The following is a 13,726-nucleotide window of genomic DNA, read 5'->3' as shown; positions in this document are numbered from 1 at the left end:
TTGGATAACATCTTCGGGAGTTTCCCTGAAACATCCGCTCCAGATTGCCGTTTGACTCAACAGCTTCGCCTGTTTTCGTATGCCACCGTACAGATTCAGCTACAGAAAACATGAATACTGCTCGCCAAACAGCTGAAATTGCTGGTTTTGCAACATCATTGTTTTTGCCGCTCCGGCCCCGGCGCTCGCCGGACGAGATACGCAGCACTGGCATTTGCCGGGGCAAAGAACTTCAATTCAAAGCGATGAAAGCAGGGTATCTGCCACACTGAAATCAGCCTACACCCGATAAGCCCAGTCTGCTTCGGCATACCCCTTTCTCACATGGCTTATAGGCGATGCAAGCATGAATCGGATGCATTCCTTCATTCGTTTTGCGATTATTCTGCCCGCGATTCTCGCCGGGCTAGGCCTGCCACATCATGCAAGGTCGCAGGAAGACCGGCCTGAACCGATGGTGTACGATCTTGTTGATCCGCTTGGCGCCACTAAAGGTAAAACGGAAATCAATACTTTGATGGCCTATTCACCCCGCACAGGCGAGATGGCGTGGTCGCCTGAGATCGAATATGCATTTGCCAAGGGTCATTCAGTTGAGTTTGAGCTACCGATGGAAAATACGACCGTAAACCAATACAAGGTTACAGTGCAAGGTTATTTCGGCGAGTTGATGAAGGGCCGCATGCTTCACGGCTGGCAGGCCGGAGGGCGGCGCATAAACGATGAAAAGGCCTATGCAGCGGAAGTGCTCTACCTGAATGACTACAAGTTTTCAGAGAAGTGGAGCATGATGAATATGCTGGGCGTCAGGCACACCGCAATCGGTAAATCCGGTGATTTCATAGGCTTGCTGAATAACAGCCTGTTTTATAGTTTCAGCAAGCGTTTTTCGTTTGGGGTGGAATTAAATAGTGAAATTGGTGCGCGGAAGTACCGCTACCAGCTGACCCCACAATTCCAATACAGCATCAGCAAAAACGGGATAATCCAGATTGGCGGTGGACCGTCGCAGCTGACAACGCAATGGAACGAGGAGAAAAAAACCGAATGGCTGCTCATTTCCCGTCTTATTTATGATTTTTGATTGGTCGCACAGACGAGTCATAGGCAGAGCTTCTTTAGGGAACCGGTTCCAGCAGGCAGCAGGTCAATAAATGTGCTTAGGCGAGCAGCCATAGCGTGCCAGGCGCACCTATTTTAACCGCCCCTCGCGTCCCATGAGGTCCCATGAGGCCGGAGGGGAACCGTTCGGAGCATCGACCGCATTTCGTCACTCAGGAGGAAAGAGTGGAGCTTGCGAAAAACGGACGCCTCCTAGGAGCGGTCACGCAGTTCCGTTACCCCCTCCTGTCCGGCGCAATGATTACAGCAGAACATAACGCCATTCTTTTCAAGCCCGTGCCCCACGATTCTTACCTTGCAGTGCGCACAAGCCGGCGCCAAGGTACTGATAGCGCACTCGAAGCTATCGAAAGTATAGGTTTTGCTTGCGGCGATCACCTGAAACGATTTGTCATAGTCATTCCCGCATGCATCGCATTTTGGCATAACGCCTCCTCTATTTTAGTGAACGGACAGGTGCATCCCCGAGGATGCTCAACAGCCTGAATACCTGGCTGATTGTGCATCGCCTGTCGGCAAATTAAAAGTGAAAGGTATTCGCCTCTTTTGCCGACAGGCGCATCCTGAGACATAAGTCGCCGAATTGGCGCAAGTATCCAGCGAGGGAAGCGGGGCCGGCATGTCATTCGCTAGAACCGCAATTGCTTCAGGCCCCCTTGAGTGTTCGCATGTGAGTGTTCGCATCTAGCCGCATCTAGCCCAAGGTGAGCACCGGCTCATGGCACAGAATCCAGGGATAGCCATCCGGGGTACGCTTGCATTCGCAGTTTTGCAACGGATGAGTTCGTTGGGAGGTACACACGAATCTTCCCAGCGACGGCACATAACCGCAGCATCGCATCAATGGAAAAATATCGAACCCCCTCCAGATCTGGCTCGGGGTCACCTGCATCGAACCTGATTTACTGGCAGGCGCCCTTCCCCGGTAGGTATTCACGGATGGGCCAAGCGAGGCTTCCGCATTAAACAGTGGCATGTTCATTTTCATTTCCTCCTGATCACATCATAAAGGGCAACCCCCTTATCCTTAAAGTTCGCCCAGTAACGCATGTATTACGCGCATCGCGCCTCCTGACGTGCAGACGCAGATATCCGTTGCGGCGTCGCATTCACAGGTCCAGTCCCGCAGCTTGATGCGTTGGGGGATAACCAGCCCTCCATCGGGCGTGCTGACCCCGTCTGCCATCTGGCGATAAGGCGCGTTGATATGCCCGAGCGAGGCTTCGGCCGTAAATCCCGGTATGGTCATCGTATTCATTTTGTTACCTCCTTGCGGTTGGTGCTTCAAACAGTCGTGGTGGCGGTTACCGATCGTAGTAAGGCGACATTTTGGTCACCAGGAATGGAAATTCCTCGGTGGCGTCAACGCGCACGAAAAACTTCTCGGTAAAGTCGGTGTTACGATTGGTGTAGGAGAAGATGGCCTTGTAGATCCTGCGGGTGCTGCTCAGCGATGACGGCACGACTTCCACCCCGGTGAGCGAACAATCTGCACCGTATTTTTCCGCTGTCTTCGCATAAATAACCTGATAACGCATCGCGAGATAGTTGAGGACGCGATGCTCGTCGGTCGCGCCCGCGTTATCCGTCATCTGCATGATGCGGTTGAACAGTTCTTCGGCGGCGGGTCCAAATTGTTCGTCGCCGACGTTTTCCGGCCTGGGAATGGCCTTGATCAGGGCATCGTGCGCGAACGAGTAGATCTGGTCGAAAGCGACAATGGGAACCATGAGTCCGTTGCATATTTCGGGCGGCGCGATGGGCCCGCGCAGGCCGATAACCACGTCGATATCGTTTGGGGTGGGCGCCGGGCGGATCGCGTCGATCAGCATATCGATATCGGCCGGGTCGCGCGGCTGCAGGAGATAGGTTTCCAGTCCCTGTATGGTAAAGACCCAGCACAGCTGGCGTACCAGGTAGCGGTTCTGGCGTTGCGACAGCACCTCATGAAAGGCTTGCTGATCGGTTTTTCCCGCAGTGTCGGCACGGCCCGTTGCCTGTGCGAATTCCTTTTCGGCAGCAAGATTCGGGAACCGGGCCTCGACCCGGCCGATGGCGTAAACATACGAGATCACGCCGCTGCCATTTTGTGTCATTCCCGCTGCGCCGCCGCAGCTACATCCGCCGGCGCCCGTCTGCGGCGCGACCGGCATGTTTGACCGTGCCTCCTTGAAAGGGGCGGATGCGCGCGTATCCTGCCCCGTCATGTCTTGTCTCATTGTATTCGCCGTATTCGCTTCCCCCATCGGTTGTTCTGGTGTCTCGATCTGTTCGGTCATTTTTTCTCCTCCCAATAGTCAGAGTGTTGTTAGGACTTTCGTCCGTGCCCCCGCTTCATTACGCGCTACGTTGCCATGCGCGCGAGCCAAGCAGGATCTGGTAAGCCGCCTCGGCATCCAGCAGAGGCGGAACGACGGAAGCCCGCCGGGTACTGGAGCAGTGCGTCAGGGCAAGTTTGATCTGCGCCGCGTTCAGGGAGGGAAATTGCGACCACAGCAGCGCAATGGCCCCGGTAATAAATGGCACCGCTACGCTCGTGCCTGAGAGGCTGATGAAGTTGCCATCCGACCCCAGGCTCGTGATCCCATCGCCGGGTGCGCTCAGCCCACGCCTGCCAATTGACCCTCCCAGGTTCGATTCGTTGAGCGGACGCCCGCGCGAATCACAGGCCACTACCGGAATCACCCATGGATGACGCGTTATCGGGGAGGTCCCCAACGTGCCCTGGTTCCCCGCTGCCGCGACAATCAGCACGCCCCGGTGAAGCGCTTGATCGAGCGCCTGATCCAGCTTCCATTCGCCCCTGGTGGACGGCTGTGCCAGGGCCACGCTCAAATTGATTACGCGCGCGCCGGCATGGATGCAGTCCAGGATTGCTGTGGCCAGCTCCCCTGGCGTCGCAGCCGGCATGTGTTCCTGTCCGGCACTGGCCTCGCTGAAGATGGGGCGAACGAGGAGCGTGCAGTCAGGACAAATGGCGGGTGCCGGGGATGTCCGCTTCGCGGACAAAATCCCGGCGATGAATGTCCCATGCAGGCAGGCCATGCTCTGGTTCCGGGTGCAGCTCGCCTGGTTGGGTGCGGCGATCTTGCGCATATGCGCCGCGGCCAATTCGGAATGGTGGGTAAAGACCGGACCATCGATGAGCCCGATACTGATCTCGGTGCCGCCGCTGGTGCGTTCCATTAACGCGCTGAGCCTGATGAGTTGCGTGGGGACCATAGGTGGGGGGAACCAGAGAACTTGCAGAAATACCACTGGGGAAGGAGGGGTTCCGTTCGATATCAAACATAGTGGAAGTAATGTACGTCCCGCCCCACAGCCTTCAAACCGTCCCCTAAAAGCGCGCAATTTGCCTTCCCAACCCAAAACCTTTTCTGCCATGCTGGCAGGAGGCTCGCACCCTGCACTCACGTCGTTATCGCAGTATCTTGCGCAGACGATTTACCGCTTCGGCCGCCGCTTTTCCGCGCATTTGCGCAACTCATTATTTTCGATTCCGCAATGATGCTTCGTTTCGCCGGAACAAAATCATCCTTACAATGCGTGGCGACTTAAATAACGGATTGACTCTGGCAGAATGGGGCAAAATTACAGATAAGCCAGGCGTTGAAGAGATGCCGTTGTTGTTATAACGCCAGCAAGAAGCTCATGTCCGACAGGCTGATTGATAAGCCGGAATGATCGATCCTGAGACGATATTGGGGGGCAATCGGCTTTTAGCCACATCGGTGCAGAAGAAACCATGATCGAAACGGAGAAAAACTTATCGATGCGAGCTCGTCTCCTGTTTATCGGGATCGCTACGCTGGCGGTCATGCTTTTCGTTGGAACGCAGTTTCAGGTGAGCTCCCAGGGAGACTCCTCCACAACCTATCCAAAAGGCTTTCGCGGGGGTACCTGCACGATCGAATCCGACGCTCTGCTGGTCGGTTACTCGGCTTATTTCATTCCGGCAGACTATGCCATCCCCGAGAACGCAATAAGCGCGGTATCTGTGCCGGTGTTGTGCGGCAAAGTACCCAAGCCGGGGACGCTTGGAGTCACCATCGACCTGCTCTACCCCGAGTCTGCGCGCAACCGGCCGCTGGCTTTGAGCCTGGTCAGGATGGAGGAGAACGCATCGAAAAGAACGATTTTATCCATTCCTCCCAGATCTTATGAAACTGGCATTCTCACTCATGTGATGCAGATCGACTCAACCGGCGAATACAGGCTCTACCTTTCCGGGAAGAATGAAAATCAGGTGGAGTTCCGCCTGGAGATACCGGTTACCGTCGGGACGCCTTGGTACGGGGGTATTGCTACGTTCTGGCCGATGCTGCTGCTCACCATTGCAGCCATCGTCTTTTATAATTTCAGGAAGATATTTGATTGATTGCAGTGTGACGAGTTAATCGCGGCGCGAGCAAGCCATCCAGTCGCAGTCACCGCTCAAAGGTGGAACGAGGCGCTCCCTACCCTGCTCTTCCGGGAAGCTTTGGAGAACGGCATTCTTGTTTCCCGGGAAAATACCTGATTTTCCTTTCTGGTTGCTGGCGCCCTATTCAGGGCGCACAGGCCTCGCCTGTCAATTCCGCATATCCTTTCTATCCCTTGGCTGGTTCCTGCTTACCGCTTCCACCGCTGGGCCTGGCCCATTACCTGTCCATGACCGGCGGTTTTAATGGAAAGGCTTACCACCGGTACAAAGGTACAATACGCGAAACGATCCAGCGAGTAGCTGATCAATACAGCGCCTATACCACGTGCCCTGCTTCTATCTGGTCTGCGTGTGTGCCGCCGAACAGAACTAGCTTCAGTCCTGGCGTACACTGTCCTTCCATTCATAAAAACAGGAGATCACCATCATGAACTATTTGAAACCTGTTCTGGTTGCCGCGATGCTGTCGTGCACCCTTGCGGCCTGCGATTCGAAACAGGAAAACAAGCGCGAAGCAGTGCTGGAAAAGAAAGCTGACATACTGGAAAAAAAAGCCGATATAGCGCGTGATCAGGGCGAAGCCAAGGCCGACCGTATTGAAAAGGCAGACCCCGGGATAGAGAGCAAGTCGACTGACCGCGCCGCGGAAGCCGCACGCGATACCTCGGAACGCCGGGCTGACCAGTTGGAAAATGAGGCGGACCGGGTAAGAGAAAAAAAATAGGGCCAATAGAGCCCCAAACTTTTACGGTCTTGCCGAGTGGCCGGCATTTAGCAATGGATAGCGGGCTGCACAAGGATGATGGTCGGGTGTGAAAACGTATAGAGCCTGACCATTGTCGGGGCTTCGCTTTCGGGATAAGCATTTCCTGACAGCAAGCCCTGTCCTGCATGCTGCTCTTGTTGCTGTAATGGCGCCTCTCACGGAGGGCAACAATAACCGGAGACAGGATGATGAATTACATGAACTCACCCGGGCGTTTACTGAGCCGCCTGCTCGCCATATAGCCTGGTGATCTCATCCGCGAAGCGCTTTTTAACTTCCGGACGCTTCAGCTTCAATGTCGGTGTCAGCAGTCCATTTTCCACCGACCAGGGTTCCAGGGTCAGGTAAACCGCGCGAACGCGCGCGTATTTGGGAAACCCGCGAACGGCCGCCTTAATCCTGTTAATCACGTAATTCTTCACAACTGAACTTGCGAGCGCGGCGGGGTCCGCCGCGTGCAGACCGAGACTGACTGCAACTTTTTCCCATTCGCCAGGGTTCAGTACTAGAATCGCCCCCAGATGGGGACGCCCTTCGCCCACTACCATCGCTTGGGAGATCAGCGCATCCTGAAGGATCGCCGCCTCCAGGTCTGCAGGAGGGACTTTCTCCCCGCTCGATGTGACCAGGATCTCCTTGAGGCGTCCGCAAATGAAGACGTGACCTTCAGCAATGCGCGCTTGATCGCCGGTGTGCAGCCACCCCTCCGGATCGATCCGGACGCGCGTGTCTTCCGGCCTGTGCCAATACCCGAGCATGACCCCCGGGCTGCGCGCCAATAATTCATCGTCATCACCGAGCCGGACTTCGACGCCAGGCAATGGCAGGCCGGCGGACTCTGGAATATTATCGTCAAGGCGGTTGACGGTCAGTACCGGGGCTGCCTCGGTCATTCCATAGCCCTGCACAAGCGGAAGCCCAAGTGCGAGGAAGTATCGCGAAACCTCGCCGCCCAGGGGTCCTCCTCCGCTTACCGCTATCCGTAGCCGTCCCCCGAGGCTTGCCAACATCTTGTCCGCCACCAGTCGGCGCAACAGCGGCCAGGCGAGGCGGTGCCATAGGGGCAGCGACGTCTTCTGTGGCCGGTGCTGGGCGGCGATAAACTGTTGCCAGCCGATTGTTAACGTCCAGTCGAACAGCAATCCGGCGAGCCTGCCTTTCTCCTGCACCTGCTGGCGCGCCTTGGCTTGAACGCCGTCAAACATCTGCGGCACGCCGATGAGTATGCGCGGGCGGATGGTGGCCAGGTCTTCTTTCAGGTCCTTGAGGGAGCGCGCATACGCCACGCTGCTCCCCGCCATCATGGGAAGATAATATCCCGCGGTACGCTCAAACATATGCGAGAGCGGCAGCAGGGAGAGATAAACATCGTCCCGGTACCCGGATACAGCCGTCAGAATCGCCTCGGTGTTCCACAATATATTGTGGTGAGAGAGCATGACGCCTTTTGGCTTGCCGGTTGTGCCGGAGGTATAGACAAGCGTCGCGAGCCGGTTCGGGTCGGCATTTCGAGATTTGTCGATTTCAGACTGATGAGGTTGAGCGTCGGGTTCGCCTCTCCCAGGTCCACCGGGGCGTCCCAGCCAGCTCTCGACCGCTTCCACAGGAATTTTCCTGCCGGAATCCGCTGGAGCATCCTCCTCGGGCCGCTGCACGCACAATACTTTTTCCAATCGGGTCAGATTGGCACAGTGGGGAGCCAGCGTTTTCCAACGCCCATGAGTTCCCACCAGGAGCAACCTTGCACCGGCGTCCTCCAGGATATAGGCGATGTTGTCCGCGGTATCAGAGAGATAGAGCGGCACGACGACAAGGCCAAGCGCCAGGGCGGCCTGATCGAAGCATACCCATTCGAGCGAGTTCCGCAGCAGCACCGCCACGCGCTCGCCGGGATCGAGATTCTCCCCGGCCATGGCTGTTTTCCAGGCTGTCACCAGCCCACCCGTTTCCCGCCAGGTATAGCTCTGCCAGTTGCCACTGGCCGGATCGAACTGGCGATAAGCCGGATCATCCGGCGAGCGCTGGACCCGCAAAGCAAACAGCCCCGGGAGGGTACCCGCCGCGGCGCTCGAGATAACGTCAGCTTCCGGCATGGCAACCGCTCGCGCGTTCATCACCAGAAGCCTCCCCTGCCGCCTGCGTTGGTCGCCGGTGCACGGTAACGTCATGGTGACGGGAATAGGGACGGCCATGGCAACGGAAGCCGCAAGGCAAGTTACCGATGATTAACTTCGTCTGATTGCCAGCCAGCACGCTTTCCTCCTTGGTGCCCGGTCTCTACATGTCAATCATAGGCTAAAACGGGACGATAACCAGAACGAATTTTTGATAGTGATCGGGAGGCCCAGTCATGCACTGCATTTATGCAGGCGGCAATTGACTGCGGCCATAGGCAGAGCCGACGCTTTTGCCAGCGACAGGTCGTGCTCGCCCGGGGAGAGCCAGATCTTGAGCGCGGGATGCATAAACCACCCAGGGGGAGTTTAAGCCAGCAACGTTCGGTTCCCAACAGACACACGGCATTGGAAATCTTTACTTTAACTTTCGGGGGCAAGCACGTGCTATCGGCCCTTTTTCTCCTAAACTTCAAGCCGGAATCCATCATGACAAAAATCTATGGAACAAAAAATTTCGATGTGATCACTCCTGGCTCCAGCTCTCTGGGCGTCAGTGGAGTTCCAAGCAAGCTCGTTACGGGTTCCGCCGACACCATCTATGGCCTGGGCGGAAACGACAAGATAAACGGTGGGGCAGGTGCGGACACGATGTATGGCGGGGCAGGCCACGACAGTTACTATGTCGGCACGATGTTGGACAAGGTCATCGAAAATGCCCGTCAAGGCACTGACAGTGTATACAGCTCAGTCAATACTGCTAATAAATGGCTGCCCCGCAATGTCGAAAACCTGACGCTCACCGGCACCGCGTTTTTCGGGGGCGGCAACGATCTCGACAATGTGATTACCGGCAATGCGTCCGCCAATACGCTACATGGTTATGGCGGCAATGACCGCCTTAGCGGGGCCAATGGCAACGATAATTTGTATGGCGGCAGCGGTCACGACACGCTCGACGGCGGCGCGGGTGCGGATGCCATGTACGGCGGCGCAGGTAACGATAATTACCGGGTGGACAAACTGACCGACAAGGTTATCGAATACTCCGGGCAAGGAATTGACGGTATTTATAGCTCTGTCAGCACCAGTTATAAATGGCTGCCCCGCAATGTGGAGAATCTTTCGCTTTCCGGCGCCGCCAAGCGAGGGGACGGCAACGATCTCAACAACACGATTACCGGCGATGTTCTCGACAATTCGCTTTATGGCTACGGAGGAAGCGACAAATTATACGGCGGCAGTGGAAATGACGTGCTAAGCGGAGGCGCAGGCAGGGACACCCTGGTAGGGGGGCCGGGCAACGATGTGCTCGATGCGGGGGCGGGTTTGAACACCCTGTACGGAGATGCAGGCAAGGACCGGTTCGACTTCACGAGTGCAGAGCGGAATGAGACGTCCCTTCGCACAATCATCAAGGACCTGAAGATCGATGACGACCGCATCGGTTTGGCAGCGCAGGATGGCGAGGCATTCTCCGAAGGGCTGAGCTGGGCGAAGGAAGGCGTCGCCGGCAGCACGCTCAAGCCCGATTGGTACTTCGAAGGGAGTACCGGCGATGACGGGGAGGACCCGAGCGGAATTTATCTGAGTTTTCGCGGCGCCGCCCCGTCCAGCGCGACCATCGCCGACCTGTGGTACAACCCTACCTTCGCGATCGCGGGGGACAGCAGCTGGTTTGCAACCGTAGAGTTCGCTGCCGATGCAAAAATAATCGGGCTGTCGGCGGACGACTTCGTGCTGATCTGAGTTACGTTTCCACGTCCGCCAGGTCGGCAAGCGTGTCGTATTCGTAGTAACGCTTGTAATCGACCATTTGCCGTGGCGTGACCGTATCGTTGAAGATACTGTAAAGCGCATCGTCGACACGGTGAAACTGCAGCGTCTCCGGGGAGGTCATATCCGGCAGGTAGGGGGAATCCGGGTGCCTTTCCTGCCACGCTGCCCAGATGCGGTCCACGTTACAGTGATGCAGGAAGAATATCGGGTCGTTGGGCGACGATGATAACGACATGTCGCCGCCAATCCATACGTGCACATTGTTGTGAATGCGGGCGCTTCCGATCCAGCCTTCAACCAGGTTACGCATGCCGTCGGAGGATGAATTAAATGGCGGAGAGTCGTAAGCGGGCTGCTCGCGGACAACGGCACGAACGTCCTCGCGGCGTGGTAGCCTTCCCGTGCTGCCGAGAGAACGTTGCAGCGAGCGGTCGGCGCGCCGGAGATCCCCGGTCCTCAGATTCATTTCCAGCCGCACGCGCCAGTCGCTACCGGCGAATTGGCCGAGGTTCGCGTTATTCCACACGGAAGATGTGACTGGTTCATCCAATTCCGCATCGGCGCTCCAGTCCCAGTACGGAATTCTGAACTCGTCGTCGTTTACCGCCCGCCTGAGCAAGCCTTCAAAAGTGACAAGAAAGTAGCGGTGCCATGGAAGGAATGACGGACCGGAGTGCGCGGCATTGCGGTCGCTTTGGTTCGGGGGGGTCATCAACATCATCGTCTGGTGGTGCCAGAAGACAAAAGAGTCGTAAACCGACAATCCATCCTGGCCCGGCCATGGCGACTGAGCAGGGTCTTTAAGCCGCCTTACCCCGTCGATGTAGCGCTGGGCGGCATCGGCGTCGGTTAGAAAATTGCGGCGGATCATGAGTGATCTCCATGATGGTTATGATCGGAATCGCTCGGGGTGGTGGAAGAATTGGAGAATGCGTCCTCCGGATAGGCGTCCATGACCGCTTTCATCAAATCGACTGCGGAAGCGTACGTCACGAATGGCGTAGCATGCGTGAATACCTGTCCGTCTTCGTCAACCGAAAGGTGGAGGTCAGCCGGTTTTCCATCCACCTCTACGCGATAGGTTGTAATGATCCTGACTGTGTGGCCCTTATGGGCGAGCTCGCGCACGCTGGTCGCTTCATGCTTGCCGTGGGGCTCAACATAGGAGGGAAACTTCGTTTTGACCCACTCGGGGTGGGATTGGGCACCGTCGGTGGGAGAATACCGCGCCAGAACCGATATATCTGGATTGGTAATGGGGTTGGTCCGTTCTCCGAGGGGCACCGCTTCGCCTTGCTTGCTCTCCTTTCCCCTCCCGCCTCCACCTTTGCCCGGCACTTTCTTTTCTTCCATAACGATTCCTCCACGATCCCGTCAAGACAGCGAAATTGACTCTTAAGCCATTTTCATGTGGCCGGGTTGCTCAAAGCACGGGTATGTCTTCCGCCACGCCTTTCAAGTGGACGACATCGTAAGACAGTTCAGCGCCTGCCGGATTGATCAGCCGTCCGCGGCTACGAATCCTGATTCCGAGCGTGTCGAAATCCTGCCGCGCCTCGCCCCCAAGATTGACCGGCGGGAGAATCAGCGCGAAATCGAGCCCTCCGGCGTCTGCGTTGGGTTTCAACACCACTGAAACGACCGACCCGAGCACCGTCTGTTCCTGCGTAATATCGTCCCCTCGGAAGATAAATTGCCCTTCCAGACCGTGGTATTCAAGCTGCGCTTCCGTCGAAGATTCGCTCGTACCCAACGGCGTAAGCGCCCTGGGGAAAAAAACGATGCGCGTGCCCTTGCTGCTGTCGGTGAGGGTGAACCGGTTGGGTTGGCGATGAGGTTGTCGGGCACCAGCCACCAGTGCTGTTTGTGAATTTTTCGCAGCATGTATACGCACCCCTTCGACGCCCTCAGGAGAATTCTCCCATATGTCTGAAACCTCGATTACGGAGATTACCTGGGTAGCGGCGCCGGCGGGGGGGTCGGCGATGAAATCGAATCCGTAAATACCGTCCGGAGGCGCCTGGATATGGATATGCGGTATCAATTTGGGGTTTGACCAGCCGCCGGTCGGCACGGTGCCGAACGCATCGATCTTTAATTTTGGGGGAAAGCTTTCCAGTACTGAAAGCTTGACACTGGTTATTTCAAGAATTTTTTCCATGCCCGATTCCCGGTAAGGGATACCACACGCGTGCTTCTGCTCTCATACCTTTATAGTTTACAGCACGGAAAAGGCAAGGATATATCGAAACACCAACCTGCTCCCCGGCAAACGGGAATATTGCCCCGCCCGGTTTTTACATGCTTTTCATAGTCAACAATCAGGGCGTACCATCCGAAGGGAGGTTTATAGCGATCTCCTGACAGCGCTGGCGGCTCCTCCATGGGGCCCATCCTGTTTCTTTGCTGCTTAAAGAAGACGGTTTCGAAACAGCCAGGCGGCCAGAGGCAGCGTAATGGCTGAAATGATCAGCAGCGGGATCAGGTCATAGACAACCATGAGCAGTCCGGCTCCTTCCAGATAGACGCGTTGCATCAGGTCGATGGCGAATCGCAGCGGGTTAACCAGGGTGGCAATCTGCAGAAATTGCGGCATGTTGCGGACGGGGGTGGCCAGTCCGGACAGCAGTATCAAAGGCATGATAAGCATGAAGGTATAGAGCATGGCCTGCTGCATGTTTGCGGAAACCGCCGAGATGGACAGCCCCAGGCCGACGCTGGCAATTATAAACAGGACCAGCCCGGTATACAGCGTCACGAGCGAGCCCGCCAGCGGTATCTCGAACCAGAACAGCGCCACCATAAGGACGATTGTCGATTGCATCAAGCCAATGAGCATGATGGGGATGGCCTTGCCGATCATTATCTCTGTAGGTGAAAATGGCGTTACCAGCAACTGGTCAAAAGTGCCGTTTTCGCGCTCGCGGGCGACGGACAGTGCAGCGAGCATCAGGGTCTGTATCATGCTGAGCGAGGCGATAAGGCCCGGCAGCAGGTTCCAGCGCGTTTCAAGGTTGGGGTTGTACCAGGCGCGCGCCTCGACCGTAACCGGAGGCCGATTCTGTTCGCGCAATGACGCGTTATACGACTCAATCACCGTGCCGACATAAAATGCGGCGGAGCCCGCGGTGTTGGAGTTGCGCCCGTCGAGGATCAGTTGCACCGGGGCGGGTTCGCCTGCGTTGAGCTGCCGCTCGAAGAGCGGGCCGATTTGGATCGCCATCAGCGCTTCTCCGGAATTGATGACGCGCGCGATCTCGTTTGGTGTTTCCAGGGTCGCCACCCGGCGGAACACGCCTGTTCCATCCAGACGCGCGACCAGTTCAACGGAGGCAGCGCCCCTGCTTTGATCAAGTAACGCGTATGGCACGTTGTTCAGGTCGTAGGTGGCGGCGTAACCGAACAGAAAGCTCTCCATCAGCGAGGGAACCACCAGAATTATCCGGTTGGCGGGATCTTTCAGGATGGCCAGTAATTCCTTCCGGCACAGGCTGACCACGCGGCGCAGAAAGTCGAGCATGG

Annotated in this window: 15 protein-coding genes; 5 read left to right on the top strand and 10 right to left on the bottom strand. The window is 56.7% G+C overall.

The annotated features are described in order from the left end of the window. Nucleotides 1-355 precede the first annotated feature (355 nt). Entirely contained in the window at nucleotides 356-1,084 is a 729-nt protein-coding gene (locus tag C8R31_RS05770; RefSeq protein ID WP_258192572.1) for a hypothetical protein, read from the top strand. Nucleotides 1,085-1,314: 230 nt separating this feature from the next. On the opposite strand, the gene C8R31_RS05765 is transcribed toward C8R31_RS05770, so the two are convergent. The 5 genes from C8R31_RS05765 to C8R31_RS05745 all read right to left on the bottom strand — a co-directional run bounded on the left by C8R31_RS05765 (nucleotide 1,315) and on the right by C8R31_RS05745 (nucleotide 4,308). Continuing rightward, nucleotides 1,315-1,548 (bottom strand): hypothetical protein, encoded by a 234-nt coding sequence (locus tag C8R31_RS05765; protein ID WP_107693104.1) that lies wholly within the window; start codon nucleotides 1,546-1,548, stop codon nucleotides 1,315-1,317. Nucleotides 1,549-1,816: 268 nt separating this feature from the next. After that, nucleotides 1,817-2,104 (bottom strand): hypothetical protein, encoded by a 288-nt coding sequence (locus C8R31_RS05760; protein ID WP_146164564.1) that lies wholly within the window; start codon nucleotides 2,102-2,104, stop codon nucleotides 1,817-1,819. Nucleotides 2,105-2,149: 45 nt separating this feature from the next. After that, nucleotides 2,150-2,380, bottom strand: a complete 231-nt coding sequence (locus C8R31_RS05755; protein WP_107693102.1) for a hypothetical protein — start codon at nucleotides 2,378-2,380, stop codon at nucleotides 2,150-2,152. 46 nt (nucleotides 2,381-2,426) lie between these two features. Further along, nucleotides 2,427-3,401 carry a hypothetical protein gene (locus C8R31_RS05750; protein ID WP_107693101.1) on the bottom strand — a complete coding sequence of 325 codons (975 nt, stop codon included), beginning with the start codon at nucleotides 3,399-3,401 and terminating at the stop codon, nucleotides 2,427-2,429. Between the two features lie 58 nt (nucleotides 3,402-3,459). Continuing rightward, the gene (locus C8R31_RS05745) at nucleotides 3,460-4,308 is read right to left on the bottom strand and encodes a S8 family serine peptidase (RefSeq protein WP_258192571.1); all 849 of its coding nucleotides are present in this window, start codon (nucleotides 4,306-4,308) and stop codon (nucleotides 3,460-3,462) included. A gap of 559 nt (nucleotides 4,309-4,867) precedes the next feature. Between C8R31_RS05745 and C8R31_RS05735 the strand changes: the two genes are divergently transcribed. Further along, a complete protein-coding gene (locus tag C8R31_RS05735; RefSeq protein WP_181320454.1) occupies nucleotides 4,868-5,500 on the top strand; it encodes a hypothetical protein in 633 nt (210 codons plus the stop codon). A gap of 472 nt (nucleotides 5,501-5,972) precedes the next feature. Continuing rightward, on the top strand, nucleotides 5,973-6,269 hold the full coding sequence (locus C8R31_RS05730) for a hypothetical protein (protein ID WP_107693098.1): 297 nt from the start codon (nucleotides 5,973-5,975) through the stop codon (nucleotides 6,267-6,269). 257 nt (nucleotides 6,270-6,526) lie between these two features. Here C8R31_RS05730 and C8R31_RS05725 read toward each other — a convergent pair whose 3' ends face one another. Then, complete coding sequence (locus C8R31_RS05725) at nucleotides 6,527-8,503, bottom strand: long-chain fatty acid--CoA ligase (RefSeq protein WP_258192570.1); 1,977 nt, start codon at nucleotides 8,501-8,503, stop codon at nucleotides 6,527-6,529. A gap of 411 nt (nucleotides 8,504-8,914) precedes the next feature. Between C8R31_RS05725 and C8R31_RS05720 the strand changes: the two genes are divergently transcribed. Beyond that, on the top strand, nucleotides 8,915-10,174 hold the full coding sequence (locus C8R31_RS05720; protein ID WP_181320452.1) for a calcium-binding protein: 1,260 nt from the start codon (nucleotides 8,915-8,917) through the stop codon (nucleotides 10,172-10,174). A 1-nt stretch (nucleotide 10,175) separates the two neighbouring features. Here C8R31_RS05720 and C8R31_RS05715 read toward each other — a convergent pair whose 3' ends face one another. The 3 genes from C8R31_RS05715 to C8R31_RS05705 all read right to left on the bottom strand — a co-directional run bounded on the left by C8R31_RS05715 (nucleotide 10,176) and on the right by C8R31_RS05705 (nucleotide 12,365). Continuing rightward, nucleotides 10,176-11,075: a tyrosinase family protein gene (locus C8R31_RS05715; protein WP_107693096.1), complete on the bottom strand. Its 900-nt coding sequence runs from the start codon at nucleotides 11,073-11,075 to the stop codon at nucleotides 10,176-10,178. Then, a complete protein-coding gene (locus tag C8R31_RS05710; protein WP_107693095.1) occupies nucleotides 11,072-11,557 on the bottom strand; it encodes a hypothetical protein in 486 nt (161 codons plus the stop codon). Before C8R31_RS05710 ends, C8R31_RS05715 begins: the two co-directional genes overlap by 4 nt. Before the next feature lie 70 nt (nucleotides 11,558-11,627). Then, on the bottom strand, nucleotides 11,628-12,365 hold the full coding sequence (locus tag C8R31_RS05705) for a hypothetical protein (protein ID WP_107693094.1): 738 nt from the start codon (nucleotides 12,363-12,365) through the stop codon (nucleotides 11,628-11,630). A gap of 83 nt (nucleotides 12,366-12,448) precedes the next feature. On the opposite strand from C8R31_RS05705, the gene C8R31_RS16740 reads away from it, so the two are divergent. Then, complete coding sequence (locus tag C8R31_RS16740; RefSeq protein WP_107693472.1) at nucleotides 12,449-12,568, top strand: galactose oxidase-like domain-containing protein; 120 nt, start codon at nucleotides 12,449-12,451, stop codon at nucleotides 12,566-12,568. Nucleotides 12,569-12,614: 46 nt separating this feature from the next. On the opposite strand, the gene C8R31_RS05695 is transcribed toward C8R31_RS16740, so the two are convergent. Next, nucleotides 12,615-13,724 (bottom strand): ABC transporter permease, encoded by a 1,110-nt coding sequence (locus C8R31_RS05695; protein ID WP_107693093.1) that lies wholly within the window; start codon nucleotides 13,722-13,724, stop codon nucleotides 12,615-12,617. Nucleotides 13,725-13,726: the final 2 nt, after the last annotated feature.

Origin of the sequence: Nitrosospira sp. Nsp2, from assembly GCF_003050965.1 — a bacterium.
In the GTDB taxonomy this organism is placed as follows: domain Bacteria; phylum Pseudomonadota; class Gammaproteobacteria; order Burkholderiales; family Nitrosomonadaceae; genus Nitrosospira.
The sequence above is the reverse complement of the archived record's forward strand: the minus strand, read 5'-3'. Positions and strand labels throughout refer to the sequence as shown.

Coding starts and splice junctions, on each gene's coding strand:
- C8R31_RS05725 (WP_258192570.1), bottom strand. CDS start 8,503: ATGGCCGTCCCTATTCCCGTCACCATGACGTTACCGTGCACCGGCGAC.
- C8R31_RS05720 (WP_181320452.1), top strand. CDS start 8,915: ATGACAAAAATCTATGGAACAAAAAATTTCGATGTGATCACTCCTGGC.
- C8R31_RS05730 (WP_107693098.1), top strand. CDS start 5,973: ATGAACTATTTGAAACCTGTTCTGGTTGCCGCGATGCTGTCGTGCACC.
- C8R31_RS05695 (WP_107693093.1), bottom strand. CDS start 13,724: ATGCTCGACTTTCTGCGCCGCGTGGTCAGCCTGTGCCGGAAGGAATTA.
- C8R31_RS05765 (WP_107693104.1), bottom strand. CDS start 1,548: ATGCCAAAATGCGATGCATGCGGGAATGACTATGACAAATCGTTTCAG.
- C8R31_RS05710 (WP_107693095.1), bottom strand. CDS start 11,557: ATGGAAGAAAAGAAAGTGCCGGGCAAAGGTGGAGGCGGGAGGGGAAAG.
- C8R31_RS05705 (WP_107693094.1), bottom strand. CDS start 12,365: ATGGAAAAAATTCTTGAAATAACCAGTGTCAAGCTTTCAGTACTGGAA.
- C8R31_RS05770 (WP_258192572.1), top strand. CDS start 356: ATGCATTCCTTCATTCGTTTTGCGATTATTCTGCCCGCGATTCTCGCC.
- C8R31_RS05745 (WP_258192571.1), bottom strand. CDS start 4,308: ATGGAACGCACCAGCGGCGGCACCGAGATCAGTATCGGGCTCATCGAT.
- C8R31_RS05715 (WP_107693096.1), bottom strand. CDS start 11,075: ATGATCCGCCGCAATTTTCTAACCGACGCCGATGCCGCCCAGCGCTAC.
- C8R31_RS05755 (WP_107693102.1), bottom strand. CDS start 2,380: ATGAATACGATGACCATACCGGGATTTACGGCCGAAGCCTCGCTCGGG.
- C8R31_RS05735 (WP_181320454.1), top strand. CDS start 4,868: ATGATCGAAACGGAGAAAAACTTATCGATGCGAGCTCGTCTCCTGTTT.
- C8R31_RS05750 (WP_107693101.1), bottom strand. CDS start 3,401: ATGACCGAACAGATCGAGACACCAGAACAACCGATGGGGGAAGCGAAT.
- C8R31_RS05760 (WP_146164564.1), bottom strand. CDS start 2,104: ATGAACATGCCACTGTTTAATGCGGAAGCCTCGCTTGGCCCATCCGTG.